Origin of the sequence: Thalassotalea crassostreae, assembly GCF_001831495.1 — a bacterium.
Taxonomy (GTDB): domain Bacteria; phylum Pseudomonadota; class Gammaproteobacteria; order Enterobacterales; family Alteromonadaceae; genus Thalassotalea_A; species Thalassotalea_A crassostreae.
In genome coordinates, this window is sequence record NZ_CP017689.1 from 1,730,506 (window position 1) to 1,751,282 (window position 20,777).

At 38.3% G+C, this 20,777-nt stretch carries 20 protein-coding genes and 1 tRNA gene; 14 read left to right on the plus strand and 7 right to left on the minus strand.

Going from position 1 to position 20,777, the window contains the following annotated elements; all coding sequences use genetic code 11:
• Window positions 1-13: 13 nt before the first annotated feature.
• The 3 genes from LT090_RS07410 to yhbY all read right to left on the minus strand — a co-directional run bounded on the left by LT090_RS07410 (window position 14) and on the right by yhbY (window position 1,618).
• Window positions 14-565 (minus strand): prepilin-type N-terminal cleavage/methylation domain-containing protein, encoded by a 552-nt coding sequence (locus tag LT090_RS07410; protein WP_068545296.1) that lies wholly within the window; start codon window positions 563-565, stop codon window positions 14-16.
• 2 nt (window positions 566-567) lie between these two features.
• A complete protein-coding gene (locus LT090_RS07415; RefSeq protein WP_068545297.1) occupies window positions 568-1,071 on the minus strand; it encodes a type II secretion system protein in 504 nt (167 codons plus the stop codon).
• A gap of 250 nt (window positions 1,072-1,321) precedes the next feature.
• Window positions 1,322-1,618 (minus strand): ribosome assembly RNA-binding protein YhbY, encoded by a 297-nt coding sequence (gene yhbY, locus LT090_RS07420; protein ID WP_068545298.1) that lies wholly within the window; start codon window positions 1,616-1,618, stop codon window positions 1,322-1,324.
• Window positions 1,619-1,699: 81 nt separating this feature from the next.
• Here yhbY and rlmE point away from each other — a divergent pair, with 81 nt between their 5' ends.
• The 10 genes from rlmE to LT090_RS07470 all read left to right on the plus strand — a co-directional run bounded on the left by rlmE (window position 1,700) and on the right by LT090_RS07470 (window position 11,532).
• Complete coding sequence (gene rlmE / locus LT090_RS07425) at window positions 1,700-2,335, plus strand: 23S rRNA (uridine(2552)-2'-O)-methyltransferase RlmE (RefSeq protein ID WP_068545357.1); 636 nt, start codon at window positions 1,700-1,702, stop codon at window positions 2,333-2,335.
• A 182-nt stretch (window positions 2,336-2,517) separates the two neighbouring features.
• A complete protein-coding gene (gene ftsH / locus LT090_RS07430) occupies window positions 2,518-4,446 on the plus strand; it encodes an ATP-dependent zinc metalloprotease FtsH (protein ID WP_068545299.1) in 1,929 nt (642 codons plus the stop codon).
• Window positions 4,447-4,636: 190 nt separating this feature from the next.
• Entirely contained in the window at window positions 4,637-5,461 is an 825-nt protein-coding gene (folP, locus tag LT090_RS07435) for a dihydropteroate synthase (RefSeq protein WP_068545300.1), read from the plus strand.
• An 89-nt stretch (window positions 5,462-5,550) separates the two neighbouring features.
• On the plus strand, window positions 5,551-6,888 hold the full coding sequence (gene glmM / locus LT090_RS07440; RefSeq protein WP_068545301.1) for a phosphoglucosamine mutase: 1,338 nt from the start codon (window positions 5,551-5,553) through the stop codon (window positions 6,886-6,888).
• A 164-nt stretch (window positions 6,889-7,052) separates the two neighbouring features.
• A complete protein-coding gene (gene tpiA / locus LT090_RS07445; RefSeq protein ID WP_068545302.1) occupies window positions 7,053-7,802 on the plus strand; it encodes a triose-phosphate isomerase in 750 nt (249 codons plus the stop codon).
• Window positions 7,803-7,817: 15 nt separating this feature from the next.
• Window positions 7,818-8,165 (plus strand): preprotein translocase subunit SecG, encoded by a 348-nt coding sequence (gene secG, locus LT090_RS07450; protein WP_068545358.1) that lies wholly within the window; start codon window positions 7,818-7,820, stop codon window positions 8,163-8,165.
• A gap of 13 nt (window positions 8,166-8,178) precedes the next feature.
• Window positions 8,179-8,263 (plus strand) — tRNA-Leu (locus LT090_RS07455).
• Window positions 8,264-8,413: 150 nt separating this feature from the next.
• A complete protein-coding gene (locus tag LT090_RS07460; RefSeq protein ID WP_068545303.1) occupies window positions 8,414-9,478 on the plus strand; it encodes a M28 family metallopeptidase in 1,065 nt (354 codons plus the stop codon).
• Between the two features lie 72 nt (window positions 9,479-9,550).
• Entirely contained in the window at window positions 9,551-9,922 is a 372-nt protein-coding gene (locus tag LT090_RS07465; protein WP_068545304.1) for a VOC family protein, read from the plus strand.
• Window positions 9,923-10,125: 203 nt separating this feature from the next.
• A complete protein-coding gene (locus tag LT090_RS07470) occupies window positions 10,126-11,532 on the plus strand; it encodes a Kelch repeat-containing protein (RefSeq protein ID WP_068545305.1) in 1,407 nt (468 codons plus the stop codon).
• Window positions 11,533-11,587: 55 nt separating this feature from the next.
• Here the strand turns inward: LT090_RS07470 and LT090_RS07475 are convergent, their stop codons facing one another.
• The 4 genes from LT090_RS07475 to LT090_RS07490 form a co-directional block, all read right to left on the minus strand.
• Entirely contained in the window at window positions 11,588-13,069 is a 1,482-nt protein-coding gene (locus LT090_RS07475) for a sensor histidine kinase (protein ID WP_068545306.1), read from the minus strand.
• Window positions 13,066-13,788 (minus strand): response regulator transcription factor, encoded by a 723-nt coding sequence (locus LT090_RS07480; protein ID WP_068545307.1) that lies wholly within the window; start codon window positions 13,786-13,788, stop codon window positions 13,066-13,068. Before LT090_RS07480 ends, LT090_RS07475 begins: the two co-directional genes overlap by 4 nt.
• A 61-nt stretch (window positions 13,789-13,849) precedes the next feature.
• Window positions 13,850-14,575, minus strand: coding sequence for a spondin domain-containing protein (locus LT090_RS07485; protein ID WP_068545308.1), 726 nt, complete (start codon window positions 14,573-14,575; stop codon window positions 13,850-13,852).
• Between the two features lie 21 nt (window positions 14,576-14,596).
• Window positions 14,597-15,316, minus strand: coding sequence for a spondin domain-containing protein (locus tag LT090_RS07490; protein ID WP_068545309.1), 720 nt, complete (start codon window positions 15,314-15,316; stop codon window positions 14,597-14,599).
• Window positions 15,317-15,826: 510 nt separating this feature from the next.
• On the opposite strand from LT090_RS07490, the gene LT090_RS07495 reads away from it, so the two are divergent.
• From LT090_RS07495 to LT090_RS07510, 4 genes are all read left to right on the plus strand, one after another.
• Window positions 15,827-16,450 carry an outer membrane protein gene (locus tag LT090_RS07495; RefSeq protein ID WP_068545310.1) on the plus strand — a complete coding sequence of 208 codons (624 nt, stop codon included), beginning with the start codon at window positions 15,827-15,829 and terminating at the stop codon, window positions 16,448-16,450.
• A 434-nt stretch (window positions 16,451-16,884) separates the two neighbouring features.
• Window positions 16,885-17,373, plus strand: coding sequence for a DUF3015 domain-containing protein (locus LT090_RS07500; protein ID WP_068545311.1), 489 nt, complete (start codon window positions 16,885-16,887; stop codon window positions 17,371-17,373).
• A 220-nt stretch (window positions 17,374-17,593) separates the two neighbouring features.
• The gene (locus tag LT090_RS07505) at window positions 17,594-19,465 is read left to right on the plus strand and encodes an Lnb N-terminal periplasmic domain-containing protein (protein WP_068545312.1); all 1,872 of its coding nucleotides are present in this window, start codon (window positions 17,594-17,596) and stop codon (window positions 19,463-19,465) included.
• A 42-nt stretch (window positions 19,466-19,507) separates the two neighbouring features.
• A complete protein-coding gene (locus LT090_RS07510) occupies window positions 19,508-20,380 on the plus strand; it encodes an alpha/beta hydrolase (RefSeq protein ID WP_068545313.1) in 873 nt (290 codons plus the stop codon).
• Window positions 20,381-20,777 lie beyond the last annotated feature (397 nt).

Sequence of the window (20,777 nt, forward strand, 5' to 3'; positions counted from 1 at the left end):
TAACCTAGTATAACTAACACTCTTCAGTTTTTACTGAAACAAACGCAGGAATAATCTCACCGTCAAGTTTAAATGCTTGTGTATATTCAACGTAACACTTAACGTCTGTTCGGTTTGAATTTAACCAACCTTGCGGATAAATGCGTAAGAAAGGTACTTCACCTATGTTTTCTGGATCGTCAGGGTCTTTAGCATAATATTCGTTTATACATTTCTCAGCACCGTAATAACTATAATCATAGTTATCAGTATCGATATGTGCCAATATACTGTTTGTACAGGATTGTGCCTGACCAAATGCCAGTCTTGCTTCTGGATAAACGAAAAATTCAGGATCAATATCGCTCGCTGGAATATCGCTTTCCAAATGCAAGTTTTTGATAAAAGTTTTACTAAATACGATGTTGTTTGCTTCCGTTAAAGTACCTGCGAATGATTCCAAATGAGCTATTCTGGTATCACGCGGTAAATCAATAAATTTCGGCGCCGCAACTACTGATAGCACTGCTAGTACAACCACGACAATAGTCAGTTCAATTAAGGTAAAACCGTTTAAATTTTTCATGATTAGCAGTCCTGAGTATATAGAGCTGTTTGAGCATGGTGGGGGTATTTTGTGCCATCTGGGGTTTCAGAAAGCCAAGCTTCGGTATATTGCGTATAACATCTAATGTCATGACCATATTCTTCATATACCGACTTTGGATAAATTCTGATATTACCTCTATTACCATCTTGATATACGGTATAGTCATCTGATTCAATAAACGCCAAAATAGTATCTTCTTGTGAGCGCATTTGACCGTAGCGAATTTTTGCTTTTTTACCTTTAAACTGATCATCGAGATGTCTAGCATCTAAATTTGCTTCTTTAGTCAAGCCCTTTACGGTCGCTTTAGATTCAATAATTCGATTAGCAGAAACTAAAACGCCTTCAACATAAGTGACAGCTTCAGCGCGAGCATCGCTTTCTAAGTTTAGAAATTTAGGTACGGCAGTAGCAGCAAGTACCGCAAGAATAACGATAACTATTGTTATTTCAATTAATGTGAAGCCCTTGTTGTTTGACATACTAATTTCTCATGTGTAAAAAAAATTAGCGCAATGTTATTGCTTTGTTAATAGATAGACAAGTAATGCATTGTTTTAGTTTGTTAACCTAATGTAACGGTGTTTAGCGGTAATAAATACTCGCATTAGGTTTATTAGGTGACGGGTATGAGGGCTTTGTTGGTTTTCTAATTATGGTTTTAATAACATTAAAGTTATTAGGAATAAAAACGCGGCCAAGGCCGCGTTCGTTATTAAAGAAATTTAACCTTTAAATTTTTGGAACACTAATTTTCTTTTCTTCTGATTGACGATAAATGATTAACGTCTTACCGATAGTTTGAACCTTAGTAGAGTTTGTTTCTCTAACAATCGCGTCAACGATAAGCTGTTTAACTTCGCGATCATCAGTTGGAATTTTAATTTTAATCAGTTCATGGATATTAAGTGCAGAATCAATTTCTGCAATTACGCCTTCAGTTAGGCCGTTGCTGCCTAAAAGAACAACAGGTTTTAAGCTGTGAGCTAAACCACGAAGGTGTTGAATTTGTTTTTTTGATAGATTCATGTAAAAAATTTCTGCAAGTGACTTGAATTACATACATTTTAACGCCATCTTGTGATTAATACTAATTTAAATCGTAACTTTATGAGTAAATCTAAAAAAAGTAGAACAGTAAGTTCGCAACGTTGGATGCAAGAGCATTTTGACGATGAATATGTAAAAAAAGCGCAGAAGCTTGGTTTACGATCGCGAGCTGTATTTAAAATTGAAGAAATTAACAATAAAGACAAGCTCATTAAAAAGGGTATGAATGTTGTTGATTTAGGTGCTGCGCCCGGCGGTTGGTCAGAATATGCAGTAAAAGTTCTAGGTGATGAGGGGATGGTTGTTGCCTGTGATATTTTACCGATGGAGCCTTTGCCTGGCGTAGCATTCTTACAAGGTGACTTTAGAGAGGACGCTGTGCTTGACGCACTGTTGGATAAAATAGGTGGTCGTAACGTTGATCTAGTGATGTCTGATATGGCACATAACTTCAGCGGAAACGAAGCAACAGACCAGGCGAGAAACATGTACCTAGTGGAGCTTGCACTCGATATGTGCCACCAAGTTTTAAAGAAAAATGGTGCTTTTGTAGTCAAGGTTTTCCAAGGTGATGGCTTTGAGCAATTTATGAAAGATTGTCGCGCAAGTTTCACTACTGTGAAAACTCGTAAGCCAGAATCTTCTCGAGCTCGCTCTCGAGAGGTTTACATCGTTGCTACTGGCTACAAAGTTTAAAGCAATCGGTTATAGATATTCTGTTACAAACTGTAGTAGAGTAAAGGTTAGAAAAGCGTATAATGGACTATATAGCTCTGATTATATAGTTTATCTGTTCTTTTAAACCGTCAGTAAACACGATTTTAAAGAACATTTTTAAATAGAAATCGCAGAAATTTTTTCAACATGAGGTCCTCAAATTGAGTGATATGGTAAAGAATCTTATTTTATGGCTAGTGATAGCCATCGTATTAATGTCAGTTTTCCAAAGTTTTACGCCAAATAGTACGGCTGATGGCAAATTGGATTACACCCAGTTTATTACTGATGTACAGCAAGGCCAAGTGAGCGAAGTTCGAATTGAATCTTCAGGCATCATAAATGGTACTAAGCGTAATGGCACACCTTTCACGACAATGATCCCGACTCAATATGACAAGGACTTGTTAGGTGATTTAATTACCAATAACGTAAAAGTTGAAGGTGTACCACCAGAAGAGCCTAGTATGTTATTAAGCATCTTAGCGAATTGGTTCCCGATGTTATTGCTTATTGGTATTTGGATATTCTTTATGCGCCAAATGCAAGGCGGCGGGGGTAAAGGAGCGATGAGCTTTGGTAAATCTAAAGCCCGTTTATTATCTGATGACCAAATTAAAACCACATTTGCTGACGTAGCAGGTTGTGATGAAGCGAAAGAAGAAGTATCAGAATTAGTTGATTACTTGCGTGATCCGAGTAAGTTCCAAAAACTTGGTGGTCGTATTCCTTCAGGTATTTTAATGGTAGGTCAACCAGGTACTGGTAAAACATTATTAGCGAAAGCAATCGCTGGTGAAGCAAAGGTGCCATTCTTCTCAATCTCTGGTTCAGACTTTGTTGAAATGTTTGTTGGTGTTGGTGCATCTCGTGTTCGTGACATGTTCGACCAAGCGAAAAAATCTGCTCCATGTATCATTTTTATCGATGAAATTGACGCGGTAGGTCGCCAACGTGGTGCAGGCCTTGGTGGTGGTCACGATGAGCGTGAACAAACACTTAACCAAATGTTAGTTGAAATGGATGGTTTTGAAGGTAATGAAGGCGTTATCGTTATTGCTGCAACTAACCGTCCAGATGTTCTAGATCCGGCATTACTTCGTCCAGGACGTTTTGATCGTCAGGTTACTGTAGGTCTTCCTGATATTCGTGGTCGTGAACAAATTCTTAAAGTACACATGCGTAAAGTACCAATTGCTGATGATGTAAATGCAGAAACAATTGCTCGTGGCACGCCTGGTTTCTCTGGTGCTGATTTAGCAAACTTAGTTAATGAAGCCGCACTATTTGCAGCAAGAACCAGTCGTCGTTTAGTGTCGATGACCGAATTTGAAAAGGCAAAAGACAAAATAATGATGGGCTCAGAACGTCGTTCTATGGTGATGAGTGAGCAAGAAAAAGAAATGACTGCCTATCACGAAGCCGGCCATGCCATTGTTGGTCGTATGGTGCCAGAGCATGATCCAGTTTATAAGGTAAGTATTATTCCGCGTGGTCGTGCATTAGGTGTGACGATGTATCTGCCTGAAAAAGATCGAGTGAGCCACTCTAAACTACATTTAGAAAGTATGATTTCATCATTGTATGGTGGTCGTATTGCAGAAGAAGTTATTTACGGTGCAGATCGTGTTTCAACGGGTGCTTCAAATGATATTGAACGTGCTACTGAAATTGCTCGTAAAATGGTTACTCAATGGGGCTTATCTGAAAAGATGGGACCAATGTTATATGCAGAAGAAGAGGGTGAAGTATTTTTAGGTCGCTCGGCTGCTCAGCATAAACATATGTCTGATGAAACAACGAAAGCAATCGATGATGAAGTTCGCGTATTTATTGATCGTAACTACAAACGTGCAGAAGATATCTTGAAAAACAACATGGATATCCTTCACGCGATGAAAGACGCATTAATGACATACGAAACTATTGATGCATACCAAATTGACGATTTAATGGCTCGCGTTGAAGTTAGAGCGCCAAAAGGTTATGGCGATGAAGGTAATTCAGATGCTAATTCTGGTACACCACCAGCAAGCTCTGCAAAACCTGAAGCTGATGTTAATAAGCCTGCGGACGAATCTGCTAGCTAATCGCGCTATTTTTTCAATGACCAAAACCCGTGCTATTTAGTACGGGTTTTTTGTTTCTACCAATTAAATATTTCCATGCAAACCATTGCAAATAATTAAAATCCTATAAATCACTGTCTTTTCTGTATTTATTTGTTCTAGTTACTTATAATTAGCGTTCAATTTTGGGCTCCGATACATAAGCGCATTTATGCAATTTGGCAATAAAACACTCGATTTGAATGATTTCCAAATAATGGGAATATTAAACGTCACTCCAGATTCTTTCTCTGATGGCGGTAATTTTAATAATATTGATTTGGCTCTTACACAAACTGAAGCAATGATTATTGATGGTGCCTCTATCATTGATATTGGTGGTGAATCAACTCGTCCAGGCGCTAAAGACGTTGCTTTGCAAGAGGAGCTCGATAGAGTGATACCGGTCATCGAAGCAATCAAAAAACGTTTCGATACCGTCGTGTCGATTGATACCAGTAAGTCACAGGTGATGACCGAGGCGGTAAAGAGCGGAGCAGGGCTTATAAATGATGTTCGGGCATTACAAAATGAAGGTTGTATAGAAGCGGCGGCAAATACTGATGTCCCTGTTTGCTTAATGCATATGCAAGGCTTGCCACGTACCATGCAAAACAGCCCTCAATACGATGATGTGGTAGCCGACGTAGCACAGTTTTTTGAACAAAGAATTACTCAGTGTGAGCGAGCTGGTATCGATAAAGATAGATTGATATTAGATCCAGGTTATGGCTTTGGTAAAACGCTTGAACAAAATTATCAATTACTTGCTCATCAAAATGAATTATTAGAACTTGGATTACCGTTATTAGCCGGAATTTCGCGTAAGTCAATGATCGGAAACCTTCTTAAAAGAGATGTAGAACAACGTTTAGCAGGGAGTTTGTCCGCTGCTGTAATAGCCGCGGTAAATGGTGCTAAAATTATACGAGTTCATGATGTAAAAGAAAGCGTTGATGCATTAAAGGTTTTAAACGCAACGTTTGCACAGTTATAGCAATAAACTAAAGCAATAAACTAAAGCAATAAATCCTAGAGTTAATTGCAGACAATAATTAATTTAAAAGTGTTCCAAGGAATATAAACATGTCGAACAGAAAATATTTTGGTACTGATGGTGTACGCGGATTAGTTGGTAAAGCGCCTATATCACCTGAATTTGTAATGAAACTCGGTTGGGCCGCCGGTAAAGTGTTAGCTGCGACAGGTACACAAAAAGTACTCATTGGAAAGGACACTCGTATTTCGGGATATATGCTTGAATCTGCATTAGAAGCAGGTTTCTCTGCTGCTGGTATCGATATTGGTTTAATGGGACCAATGCCAACACCTGCTGTTGCCTACCTAACCAAAACTTTTCGTGCTGAAGCTGGCATTGTAATTAGTGCTTCACATAACCCGTTTTACGATAATGGCATAAAGTTTTTCTCAACCACAGGTGAAAAATTACCGGATTCAGTTGAGCTTGCTATTGAAGCAATGATCGATGAAGAGATGGATTGTGTGCATTCAGCGAAGCTTGGAAAAGCAATGCGTATTGATGATGCAGCAGGTCGTTATATCGAGTTTTGTAAGTCAAACTTCCCGTCAGAGCATTCACTAAATGGCATCAAAATGGTGGTTGATTGTGCTAACGGTGCAACTTATCACATCGCTCCAAGTGTATTTAGAGAGTTAGGCGCTGAAGTTATTGAATTTGCATCAACGCCAAACGGCACTAACATCAATGATGATTGCGGTGCTACGTCAATGAAGAATATTTCACGATTAGTGCTAGAACATCAAGCAGATGTCGGTATTGCCTTAGACGGTGATGGTGACCGCTTAATGATGGTTGATCATAATGGTGACATTGTTGATGGTGATGAGATTATTTATATCATCGCGAAAAATGCTCAATATCATGGCCGCTTAAAAGGTGGGGTTGTGGGTACATTAATGAGTAATATGGGTCTTGAGCTCGCATTAAAAGAATTAAACATTGAATTCTCTCGCGCCAATGTTGGTGATCGCTACGTAATGCAACAATTGAAAGAAAAAGGCTGGCAGTTAGGTGCTGAAAACTCTGGCCATATTATTAACTTAAACTGCACATCGACAGGTGACGGTATTGTTGCCGCCTTGAACGTTCTTGAAGCGCTAGCGCAATCAGGAAAAACCCTTGCTCGATTGAAAAAGGGCATGAATAAATTGCCGCAAGTATTGGTTAATGTACGCTTTGAAGGCGATCACGATCCATTAAGCTCAGACGCCGTAATACAAAGCGTGAAAGACGTCGAAGCAGAACTTGCCGGTATAGGACGAGTACTGCTGCGTAAGTCAGGTACAGAGCCTTTAATTCGTGTAATGGTTGAAGGGCCTGACCAATCTGAAGTATTGCGTCTTGCTAATGTCATTGCAGATCAAGTGAAAGTTGCAGGTTAAATTAATTAATAATATTGACTGAGTTAATAACTAAGCGAGTGTAAGTGATAAAATTGTTGCTAAGTTGATGTTAAATTAAGCAAATAAACATTGTTGTAACGTATTCACTTGTATCTTTTGAACGATTTAGCTAATATCTCGCCGGATAAATAAAGGGTATCATTATGAGCAGACAAAAAATTGTTGCCGCTAATTGGAAAATGAATGGTAATCGCGAACTAGTTGAACAGATGTATCACGGTTTGAACCAAGAAAGTTTCAATGCTGAACAGCAAGTTATTATTTGCCCTCCAGCCCCTTATTTAGCGTCGTTACAAGCGAATATAAGTAACAATCAAGTCGCTATTGGTGCACAAAATATAAGCGAAAACGAAAAAGGTGCATATACAGGTGAGATTTCAGCTTTAATGCTGAAAGATTTACAGGTACAATACGTGATTCTTGGTCATTCTGAGCGTCGTGCAATGTTTCACGATAGTACAGAATTAGTTGCCGAAAAAGTTGCTTACGCTTTAGCAAGTGGTTTAACGCCGATTTTATGTATCGGTGAAACTCTTGAAGAACGCGAAGAAGGTCAAACTGAGTCGAGACTTAGTTACGAGCTTGCTCCCGTTATTGCTAAAGTTGGTATCGAAAGTTTTAAAAATGTAGTTGTTGCCTACGAGCCTGTATGGGCTATTGGTACCGGTAAGACTGCATCTGCTGAAATTGCTCAGCAAACCCATAAGTTTATTCGTAGCTATTTAGCGAGTTTTGACGCTGATGTAGCGCAACAAGTACCGCTTTTATATGGTGGTAGTGTCAATGCGAAAAACTGTGAAGAATTATTCGCACAAGCTGATATCGACGGTGGTCTGATTGGCGGTGCGAGTTTAAACGTTGAAGAATTTAAAAAAATCTGCCTGGCAGTATAGGATTTAGAAAGAATGTTGTATCAAATATTAATCGTAGCTTATTTAATTATCGCATTGGTTTTAGTTGGTTTTATTTTAATCCAACAAGGTAAAGGTGCCGATATGGGCGCTTCTTTTGGTGCAGGTTCATCAAATACAATTTTTGGCTCAAGTGGTTCTGGTAACTTCATGACTAAAACAACCGGTATCCTAGCGACTCTATTTTTCGTTATTAGTTTATTCTTAGGTAACTTAACGTCACAACGTACTGAGCAAGTTGACCAATGGAACAACTTAGGCGACGCAGAGCAAACTGAGTCTATGGCTCCAGCTTCTGACGTTCCAGTTTCTGAAGAACAAAAAGAAAGCGACGTACCAAACTAATTCGCACATCTTTGCGGATGTGGTGGAATTGGTAGACACGCAGGCATGAGGTGCCTGTGCCGCAAGGCGTGAGAGTTCGAGTCTCTCCATCCGCACCAATATCAAAACCAGCTTATAAAGCTGGTTTTTTTATGCCTGCAATTCATATAAAGGTTTAAAAATCAAATTCTAGCGATTATAAATACATAGTGCTAATGTTGATAAACTGGAAATTTATTTCAAATATTTAACTTTATACAGGAATATTGATGAAATCCATCTTAAGCAGTTTAGTTTATACATCTCTATCACTTTCATTACTAAGTCTATCTGCTAGTGCAAAAGAGAGTGATTGGGGTTTATTGTTGAAATTCAGTAAAGACTTTAATCAGCGCTTTGCCGGCAGTAAAAGTGAATCCGAGTCCGCGCAATGGTTAATTGCTCAATATCAATCGTTAGGATTTAAGGTTAAGCAACATGAGTTTAGTTTTTCTTTAAATGGAAACGTACTAGAGTCAAAAAACATTGAAGTTGAATTGCCAGGAAAATCTGTTAAAACATTAGTGATCGGTGCCCATTACGATTTAATCGGTCATCAAATAGGCTCTGCAGGTCTTAGTGATAATGCGTCGGGAACCATTTCGTTACTTGCTTTAGCTAAACGACTGAAAGAGCAAGAACATCACTATACTATAAGGCTTGTATCATTTGGCGCTGAAGAAGTTGGTTTACAGGGGTCAAGAAGCTATCTTTCATCCCCCTATATAGATAAGAAAAATATTATTGGCATGATTAACTTAGATACGGTGATTGGCGGTGATAAGTTATATATTCATAGTGCTCATTCAAGCCCTTATAAGTGTGAACAAACAGCAAAATCGAGTGATAAAAAATATAACTCAGACGTTTGGTTACGCGATTCGTTACTATCGACATCTAAAAAATTAACCAATATTGAACCTTATTCTTTGCATCCAGATACCCCTAATTATGCTGCAGGCGAAACAGGGGATTGGTCTGATCATGCTCCATTTTCTTGTAATGGCGTAGCAATAGCCTATATTGAAGCTACTAACTTTATGATTGATGGTGAGTCTGGGTACGACGGTTATTCTCAATCAGTTAATCCCAAATTATGGTCTTGTTTTGATGATACTAAACAAACGACTTGTGATAAGTCTAAAGAAAAGCATTGGGGCAAAATTTGGCACACGGGATTTGATCAAGAAAAACATCTTCTTGCTATTATGGAAGATAAAATCAAATCGCAGTTTTTGTCAAATATAGAACTGCTTTATCAATTTATTTTGCATGGTCAATCAAGTGCAGAATAAAAATGCCATTTTATTAGAAGGCAGAACACTACTGCTATTGTTTTTATCAAACTTATTTAAATAGGAATAAATATGCTTAGTTACGCAACTATTGGAGTTACCAACTTAGAAAAATCAGAAGCTTTTTATAATGAACTATTAGCACCAATGGGAGCTAAAACATTGATTAAAATGGAGCGTATTATATTCATCGGCAAAAGTATGCAAGAGCCAATGCTCGCTATATGCATTCCTTATAATGAAAGTCCTCAACACTGTGGTAATGGAAATATGTTAGCGTTTGCACCGGGCTCAAAAGAGTTATGTGAACAGATGTATCATAAAGCGTTAGCGTTAGGCGGCACATGTGATGGTGAGCCAGGACAGCGAATTCCTGATGTATTCTACGGTGCTTATTTTCGTGATTTAGATGGAAATAAAATCGTATTCAATCATTTTGGTTAATAAATATAACCAAGTTAGAGCGTACAATTATTAATTTAACAATTGTACGCGTTTCGATACATTAGATATTTTGGCAGTTGTGAACTAAATTTAACTACTTAACTGTTTTTAACCTGAACAATAATAAGTTGTTTTCAAGCTGTTAGAGCTGTATTAAGCTTGTCATTATGTTGTTTTTCTCGATTTAGAAGAGGGAATAACAAATGCAAAACCTATTAACTTACCTAGTGATGTTTTTATTGTATTTCGCTAGTTCATTTATCAATGTCAGCGAAGCTAATACTACCTCTAAATATTTGCAAAAATATCGTAGTAATGACTTTTCTTTATTTCACAATAGTCCTAAAGCGAGTGTTTATCGATGGAAACACAGTTACCGCGAAAAACATTGGCGAAATAGATTTAAAAAATTCTCAAAATCCCTTAATGACGCCACCTGGCAACAAATCCAGTATAAAACTGAGTGGGCAGAGCGCGCCGGTTTACAGGTTGTTAATCTGCGCGGCAAGTTCTATTTAATGGGCGGTAGAAAGCCTTTACTAAACCCTAGGTTTAATAACGAAAGTACATTATTTAATGATGTTTGGGTGAGTGGCAATAAAGGCTCAACCTGGCGTAAATTGTTAGATTCCGATGAAAACAGTCATTGGCCAGCAAGAGCTTATTTTAAAGTTGTCACCAAAGGTCAGTATATGTATGTGATTGGAGGTCAAAACTTTAAGCCAGTATGCGTCGCGCCTAATCCAGTACCACAAGGTTTTCCAGAATGCTTTGCTTATCAGCCACAATCAGAATTTTTTAATGATGTATGGCGAAGTAAAAACGGCAAAAATTGGAAACGTATGACTGCAAACGCTCCATGGGTAGGTCGTGCGGGGTTAATGGCTGAAGTTCTTGGTAACAGAATTTATGTGTTCGGGGGGTCTAAAAATGACGACTCGGCAGTCGTTCAAGGAGCGCCTGCTAGAATTTATTATAACGATGTTTGGAGTTCAAAAGATGGCAAACATTGGCGTAAAGAGACAGCTGAAGCAAAATGGTCTAAAAGAGCCGGAGGCGCAACATTAGTAAAAAATGGTTTTATCTATCTACTCGGTGGAGAATTTGGCTTCTTACCTGATGAACAAGGAAATTTGCCTTATTTAAATGATGTATGGCGAACTCGAAACGGTAGTAAATGGCAAAGAGTAACGGCTGCAGCACAATGGTCTCCACGACCAGGTCATCAATGTGAAGTAATTTATAATAAGATGGTTTGCTTTGGCGGTTTTGGTTTACCATTTAATCCGACCCAAGTATGGCAAAGTCGAACAGGGAAAAAGTGGACGCCTTTAAGTATAGGCGCATGGGGCGCATTAACTGATTTTGATTCTCTACCTTTCGCTTCTGAAGCAATTAAGTATGATTTTGATGTTGTTCGAGATACAAACTGGCGCACAGGCGAACAAAGTATATATACCTTTGGCGGTGACAGAGAAGTATTCTTTACACCTTTTTGTCCGCAACAATGCGAATTTGGCGATACGGAGTGTAATCAAGAACTATTGCAATGTGTTGCGACATTTAATTTTGACCGCGTAGAAAACGATGTTTGGAAGTTCGGGTTTTAGTTCATTCTGTATAAACAGCAAACCACATATAAAAGGGGCTTAAACTAAGCGCCTTTTATATTAATACGGTAAACGTACTGCCTTTTGCGAGTGTGCTATCAACCTTAATATCGGCATCAATCAAATCCAATAACCTTTTAGTGATTGCTAAACCTAAGCCATTATGGGTTTTATCGTCGTTAACCGAATTACTGGCACGATAGCGGGCATCAAAAATATAACCTATCTCTTCTTTTTTAATGCCATTGCCATTATCTATAACTGAAATACTGATCTTTTTCTGTTGATCTTGTTTTATCTCTATTTCCACTTTTCCGCCGTGATTGGTATGGCGAATTGCATTATCCACTAGGTTACTTAACACCCGTTCTAACTTGGCGATATCGGTATTAATGGATATAGTGTTATTGCTTGTATCCACGATTAATGAGATTTGTTTTTCTTTGGCTAATAACGAAAACTTAGCCACTACATCATAGGCAATTTCTGTGAGGTTGATGCTTTCTAGATTGACAGATACTTGCCCTGACTCTAAATGTGCGAGCTCAAATAACTGATCAATTAGTTGGTTTAATTGATGACAATTTCGTAACACCGTTTGTAAGTATTGCTGTTGTGTTTGAGTGTCTATTTCTGCTTTATTGGGGGATGAGTTAGCAATAGATATGGTTTCTAAAAATCCCTGCATAGACGCAAGGGGCGTTCGTAAATCATGGGAAATATGGGTGAGAAGCTCACGCCTTTCTTGATCGGTTTTTGCCAAAGACTGCAGCTGACCGGTAATTTTATCGGCGATTAATTCAAACATTGAACCCAGCTTATACACTTCATTGTTGGTATTCTTTTGCCAGCGAAAAAAATTGATTTTACTTTTATCAAAGTCAGAATCAATAAAGATAGTAATATCTTTTTGCAGTCGACGAACTGGGTTAGTAACAAACCAAAATAGGCCTAATAGCAAAATAAACAAAAAGCTAATTGTAGAGATAATTAGCATTAAATAGCTTTTTGATTGTTTGTCTAAATGATTGGCATCAAATACATTGTCATATCTCGCTCCAGCGACGATGACATATAAATAACCTTGTAGTACACCGTTATTGAATACTGGCGCGGCAGAGAATATTTTCTGCTTGCTTATATGTCTAGGATCATCGCCAAACACAGGTAATGTTGCTTGGTTTTTGATTAAGGTTAATAGTGGTTCTATATTGACTCGGTTACGCTTAATTAATGAATCATCAGCTGAGTAGGTAAGGATGTTGCCATCGACATCGAGAAAATAAAACTCAAATGCTGGTCCAAGCACCATCAGAGTGTGAAAAAGATTTTCTAATGCATGTTGATCGTAAACGCCTTGTTGAAGAAGAGGGTTATCACGAGCTAAATTCGCAGCTAAAGATAAATGTAGGCGTTGCTGCGATATATAACGAGATTGTTCACTTACTTGTTCTGACCATAAATAGAATATGCTGGCAATAACGACAAAGACTACGCTTAATGACAGCGATAATCTTTGATATAAGGAAAGTTTCACGCAAAAACGCCTTGACGATTAAACTTATAACCAACACCCCATACGGTTTGTACAATTTCAGGGTGATTAGCATCTTTTTCTAGTTTATTACGCAGTCGATTGATATGAGAATTTACTGTGTGTTCGTAGCCACTGTGATGATATCCCCATACTGAACTCAATAACTGAGCTCTGGTAAATACTTGATCAGGGTGGGAGGCAAGGTACAACAATAAGTCGAATTCAGTTGAGGTTAATTCAAGATTGTTTCCAGCTAAACAAGTACGGTGCGTAGATTGATCAATTTGTAAATCACCAATATTGACCGCCGTTTCTTCAATTGGTCGGGTGTCTTCGTGTAAGCCTTGCAGTAATTTAACTTTTCTTAGTTGGCAACGCACTCTTGCTTGCAATTCACGCACACTAAAGGGTTTGGTCATGTAATCATCAGCGCCGAGCTCTAATCCTAGCACTCGGTCAGTTTCTGAACCTTTCGCGGTTAATATCATAATTGCTTGCTCTGGCTTTTTACTTCGTAGTTCACGGCAGATATCTAATCCTGAAATGTGCGGTAGCATTAAATCGAGAATGATTAAACCGTAGTCATTTTTTAACGCAGCATCCAAGCCCGATTGACCACAATCACAATGGTGTGCTTCTAACGTTAATTCATGAAGTTGAACGGTTATTAGTTGTGCAATATCTTGGTCATCTTCGATGACTAGTACTTTATTAATCATTACTCCACCTCAACACAAAGTGTTGAGGCAGGGTAACAGCAGCTCAACTATTTTGTGTACATTATTCCGTGCGTGTTATTGTCACGCGTATAGTGGGGTTATCAAAACGATGCTCAAAAGTAAGCGCTGAACTAGCTAGTCCATCGTCACTTGTGACAACGCCTGGATGCATTGCGACAAAGTCAACGTCATCTCTCGCGCTATTGAAACCTTCACCTCCCGCTGCAGGACCTGGAATAGTAGCCATAGACTCAGAATTTCCTTCAGTTCCTGAATCATAAGAACCAGTTACTAAAGAAATACTTTCACCTACGTCTAAATTTTCCAAAGGCATCGCATTAAGGCCAGTAAATGCGTCATTGGTATTCACTAACATCGAAAGTAAAGATAAGCTGGTCGGTACGACGTCGACAATGCTTACCATCACAGTTTCGCTCATGCCTGGCATTAATACACCACCGCCGCTGCCACTAGCGAGCACGACATCAAGCCCAAGTATCATGTCATTGGCTCCGCTTTCAGCTAAATTTTCTAATTCAACTGATGCACTTTCTCCAACTTGCCAAAGATTGCCTTCATTATGTAGTACCACAGCAATTGGTGATAAGGGTTGTGCGTAGGTCAAATTAGTCACAGAGACATCATAACTAATGGTCATTGGGGCGGTAGTCACTGGATCGGGGGTAACATCGGTCGTCATAGCATCATTGCTGCTATCACCACCGCAGGCTGTAAGTAACGCTGCTGCCGATAGACTCACAAGTAGTCGATTTAAATTGGTATTCATGATCTACTCCTTATATTCGGGTTATTTAACTACAACTGTTACTTTTGCTACCGGATTTAACCAACGGTGAACTGTATTATTTAAGTCACTGGTTCCTCCCATATCATCGCTATCACCTAAATTTCCACGGTGGATATGTACGTAGTTATTCGTTTCTGTCGCAGTGACACCACTACCACCTGTACCTGCATCCATACCAGGGGCAGCAGGGATACCTGGCATACCAGGAGCACCAGCACCGTTAATAATCTCATCATTGGCTTCGGTACCTGCATCATAGGCATTGAGAGTGAATGTATATGTACCTGCTTCAGTTGGGATCATCCAACTGTCTAAACCAACAAAGCCATCGTTAGTTGGTAATATCATCGCAGCCATTGATAAATACATATTGCTATCTGAGGTAGAAAGCATAGTTGAAGTAGACATGCCCGGACCCAACAGACCACCAGCAGGGTTTTCATTAATATCAGCTGATACGCTAGCTAATAAAGTCGACATTGATGAAATATCCCCACCTTCTGCTAATGCTTGTAATTCAGAACTTGCCATTTCACCACTTCGAAACATTGCCGCATCACTTGTGTGAGCAGCGATGATTATTGGAGTGTAATAAATGCCTTGTGTTAAGTTCTGTACCGTAATTTCTAGCTCTGCCGCATTGGTTGTAAGGCTAGTAGCCATACCAAGGGTCGCGGCTAATGCAGCTAAAGGTTTGATGTTTGTGTTGATAGTTTTCATAGTTGTTCCTTACTTGATAGTATTTTGTTAGTCATTCTTTTACTTATAAAAAGTTGTTAATAACAGAGCGTTAAAAAGGCAATGTTAGCGGTTTGAAACTCGTTTAAGTAAGGTCAGTATGAACAGCATTTATCGCGGTAAGATCACAAAGTTATCACAAAATAATCACAATATTTTCTCGGTAATTGTTATGAAATTTTATTTTGACAATGTCGTTCTTACTAAGATCAAATAGCAAGGTTAAAAGTGGCTTTAGCTGGTTTTAGGTACGAGGTTAATAAGAAAAACAAATACTTGCTTTTAAATATTATAATTGCTGGATTAAAACTTAGTTTTTGTAGAGAAGTAGAACTGAAAACTATAATTAATAAAATTACAAGTATTGGGTCGTATCCTGCCGTTTAATAAGGTCCTAAACTCTACCTTGTGTGTTCATATCTAATTTATTCTTGATCAAGAATATTATTTTATATGTATACTTAAGCTAGAAGCGTAAAAAATGGAATATTTATGAACCAATACAGAGTAGTTCTTTCAATACTAATATTTTTTTCGGTCTCGGCCTATGCTGAAGATCAAAGTTACAGATTTTATTTAGGCGGATTGATCGGTCAGTCAGACACAGAAGAAATATACCTTGAGGGTACAGAACTTGAAAAGTCTGTAGAAGGCGAGCAAGGGGTAATAGGCATATATGGTGGTTACAAATATAATAGCACCTGGTCTGTAGAGTTAAGTGCGGCGTTTATGGAGTTAGATGCAACAAGGTCTTCGTCCTTTAATATCGAAGATTCTTTCCTGACCACTATAACTATGGCACCTCGTTATACCTATGCGTTTAATGATCAGTTTAGTGTATTTGCCAAATTAGGTTTAGGTGCACTTGTCTATATGGAAGAGTATGATGAAGAAATAGGTTTCTGGGATATCGAAGACTCGGAAGCTTGGTATGGAATAGGTGTAGCTGCTGGTCTTGGGCTTGAAATTAAAATATCTGAGAAAGTTGACCTCAGACTTGGCTATGAAGTGCTTGAAGCAGAAATGGAAGCTGATGAGGATAACCAAGGTTTTAATGAATTTGATATCGAAGAAAATTTTTCTATGGCATACATAGGTATGAATTACCGATTTTAACGTCAGTCTAAAGCCACGATATTATTGGCTGAAATAAGTCATTCTAGATTTAATTAGGCGCTAGTTTCGATTTAACTTTACCTATTATATTCCTTTACATTATTTTGTTCTCAGAATAGCTATTCATTGCAAAGTATTGTGCAGGTAATTTTGCCTGTATTTTGCCTGTATTTTGTCAGTAGTTTGTTATCTTTAAGCTCAAATATGACCAATAATTGAGTTGTTTTTATAAGCCAATAGATTCATTTAACTACTTGAATAGTAGAAGCTAGTTATTCAAAAGTTAACTTTATTTTGTATTTATTTACACTTTTCAATATTTGCTGCTAAAGTTAATTTAACTGCCTTGTTTTGGAGCAGTTATTTTAATTTGTTTTCGTTTACGATAATAATTAAGAAATAAACAAAAATATCCATTTCTACAGGGAAATATTATGAAAAAACTATTAATTACAGCGGCACTATTAACTGTATCTTCAACTGCAATGGCTTCATCTCCTGGCGGTCCAAATTGTGGTTGGGGTAATATGTTGTTTGAAGGTCAATCAGGTACGCCATCTCATGTAATGGCTTCATTAACTAATGGCTCTACAGGTAATGCGACATTTGGTATGACTTTTGGAACTAACGGTTGTTCAACAAGTGGGGCATTGACCTACGGTGGTAAAGAAATGATCGACGTAAGTTTGATCATGGATGAGTTTTCAGAAGACGTAGCTCGCGGTGATGGTGAAGCAATTACTGCTGTTGCAGTATCAATGGGCGTAGAAGAGCAAGATCGCGCTAACTTCAAACGTCAACTTCACACCAACTTTGACAAAATGTTTCCATCTGAAGATGTTACTACAGAGCATGTAGTTGCGACTATGTTTAGCGTTCTTGAAAACGATGAACAATTAGCAAAATACACTGTAGCGGACTAGCTATACAAACAATGTAATAAGGGGCTTTTTAGCCCCTTTTTATTGCAGTAATCAAAGTAAAACGGTTCTCCCTGTTTCCGCAACTAGTTGATTGTACTTTTAATTTTGAATAAAACATGTATTAATAGTCAATAAACAATATCACTCTTTGTCGAGCAGTGATAAATACAGATCTTCAATAGTAATAATAAACGTAAATAATAAAAGTAGTCGTATATTTATGAACAGAGCTAACGCTTTAATCACGTCAATTGCCTCATTGTGTATTGTTAATAGCTTAATGGTTGCAGCGCCGGTTGCTGCAAAACAAGATGATGTTGTGGTGTCATTGAATGAACAACAATTAAGTCATGCTTTTGATGATTATTGGCTGACGTTACTGTATTACCAACAAGACGGTGACGAATACGAAAGTTTTGTTGATGACAGTCGATTCTTTTTTGCAGAGCAGGGTAAAACAAACCCTGGATTAGAACTCTCTGCGACGGTAAATGCTTTTATAAGGGAACCAAATAATCAATGTTTGTTTCCAGCGCGCACTATGTGGTTGCGTGAAGCGCTACCTGAGTTATACAACAAACTCCCGCAAACAAACTGTGAAGAATACACACTATGGCGTAAAGATTTAAATACTGAGACTGTGGTACTTGTCTATGCATCTAGTCAATTAAACTCGCCTTCTTCTATGTATGGCCATACATTTATACGCTTTGATCCTAAAAACGTTGAGAACAATTCAACATTACTTTCTCATGCGATTAATTTTGGTGCCAACATACCTGCCAATGAAAACGGTTTAGTTTATGCCATACGGGGCTTAGGCGGAGGTTACCCTGGTAATTTCGCATCGAATCCATATTTTGAAAAAATAAAAGAATATAATCGCGCCGAAAACCGAGATCTTTGGGAGTATAAACTTGACTTAAATGAACAAGAAATCGATATCATGCTTGCTCACGTTTGGGAGCTTAGAGGCATTAATTTTGATTATTATTTTTTCGATGAAAACTGCTCTTATCGATTACTTGAGCTGCTTGATATAGCTAGACCTGGACTGAATGTTACCGATGATTTTCCGGGTGTATCCATACCTATCGATACGGTTAGGGCAGTGCGCGACAAAGGTATGATCACCGATGTACACTATCGCCCATCGGCAAGAACACATTTAGATAATCAGTTAAATAAGTTGCCGGTAGAACAGCGACAAATGGCAATAGCATTGTCAAATGATATTACGGTGCGTGATAGTGAACATTTTAAGCAGTTAAGTGTTGAGCAACAAACCAAAATTGTTCATGCCAGTTATCGCTTAATCCGTTATTTAACCAACAAAGAAGAGCGTAGCAAAGACGTTGCCAAACGCAGTTTTCAGTTACTGAGAATGATGCGCGCACATGCGGCTATTCAACCGCCAGAGCCAGAAAGACCATATCGTCCAGATCTTGGCCATGAGACCACTTTGTTTTCAATTAAGGCGGGTGAAAGTCATAATAAAGCATTTGTAGATTTTACCTATCGAGCCAGTTATCACGATTTAATCGACAATATCGATGGTTACGATAACGGTATGTCTTTAAACATGGGGCGAATTACTTTGCGTGCCCGTGACGAATCATTGCAACTACAAAATCTTGAATTGTTAGATATCACCTCATTATCACCGCGCAAAGATTATCTTGCACCGTGGTCATGGCTTGCCAATATTGGAATGGAAAGACAGTGGACGCAAGGTAAAGATGAATTAGTGGTGCAAGCCCGAGGTGGTGGTGGTTTGAGTTATGAAGTGTTTGCCGATGATAGATTGTTTTTAATGGCGACAGGGCGCATTGAATATAACGAAGGTTTGGAAAATATCTGGGCAGTAGCGCCTGGAATAACCAGCGGTTATTTAAAAACTTGGCAGCATGGAAAAACATTATTCAGTGTATCCCAATACCAATTTATTGATGATATTACTCGTAGTGAAATTAAACTCGAGCACAATTGGGCAATCGATAATCAATCAGGCCTGCGTATTCACTTAATGCGCAATATAAACGATGATGTTGATTACGATGAGTTTGCGGTTTCTTATCGTCACTATTTTTAATACTAAATAGGAACAAATTAGAGCATGGAAAAGCGAATTTAAATGAATAAAACTAAACCATTTCACCTTAAGTATATTGTACTATTATTGTTAGTCAGCATTGTTAGTGGTTGTTCTGGAATGTTTTTTTATCCTGAGCGCAAATTGGTGAGAACACCAGCAGAAATTAGTTTGGCTTATGAAGACGTCTACATTGACTCTACTGATGGTGAAAGACTCAATGGCTGGTTCTTAAAGGTTGAACAAGGAATCGAAGCAAAAGGGACTATTTACTTTTTACACGGTAATGCACAAAATATTTCACATCATATTGCCAGTGTTTATTGGTTGCCAAAGGCCGGTTATCAAGTCTTTATGCTCGATTACCGCGGCTATGGTCGCTCGACTGGCACGCCAGTTATACCAGATGTTTTTAATGATATTATCGCCGGTTTTAACTATTTAGAGACAAGAGCGGACGTCGCCAATAAACCTATGTATGTTTTGGGCCAAAGTTTGGGGGCAAGCATGAGCGGCTATGTGGTTGGTGCTAATTCTGAGATTAACCAACGCTTGTCTGCAGTTGTCTTAGATGCAGGGTTCACTTCATATTCGGACATAAGTCAAACTATTGCGGCGAGAAGTTGGCTAACTTGGGCGTTTCAATACCCTGTGGCTTGGTCCATGCCAAGTGACTATGATCTTATTGATGTAATCGCTAATATTAGTCCAACACCATTACTTATCATCCATGGCAAGCAAGATAGAATAATTCCATATCAACATTCGCAACAATTAGTAAAAAAGGCCGGGCAACCGAAAGCGATGCTTAGCTATAACGGCGCTCATATCCAAACATTTAATGATGTTGGTAATCAGCAATTGCTTTTAGAGTTTTTAGATAAGTATAAAAATCAACCGAAAATTGCAAAATAGACCAGCGATAAACATTGAAATGGTAATATTTTGTTAATCAATCAAAGGATTGTATTGCTCTTTTTAGTGATGGGTTATATACTTCGCTTAGCTTTGACGTGAAATGGTTTTACCTTACAACTCTAAAGGTAAAAACTTCCAAGTTTCACGTGCCTGTATAAGATTTTCTCATCGTATTTTGATACTGATTTCTTTTACTTGTACACAAAGGGTTGTAACTTTAAGCCCCGCGTGAATAGGGGCTTTTTTGTATCTGCGGTTTAGGTATTTATTGCCAACAGCATGATACACCAACTTGTAATCAATATATTGGCATAGGTCAATAGTTTACTGGGTTTATACCATGTCGATGAAACAATGTTTTCGTTAACGGTTTTGGTAGTAATGCCCATTTTTT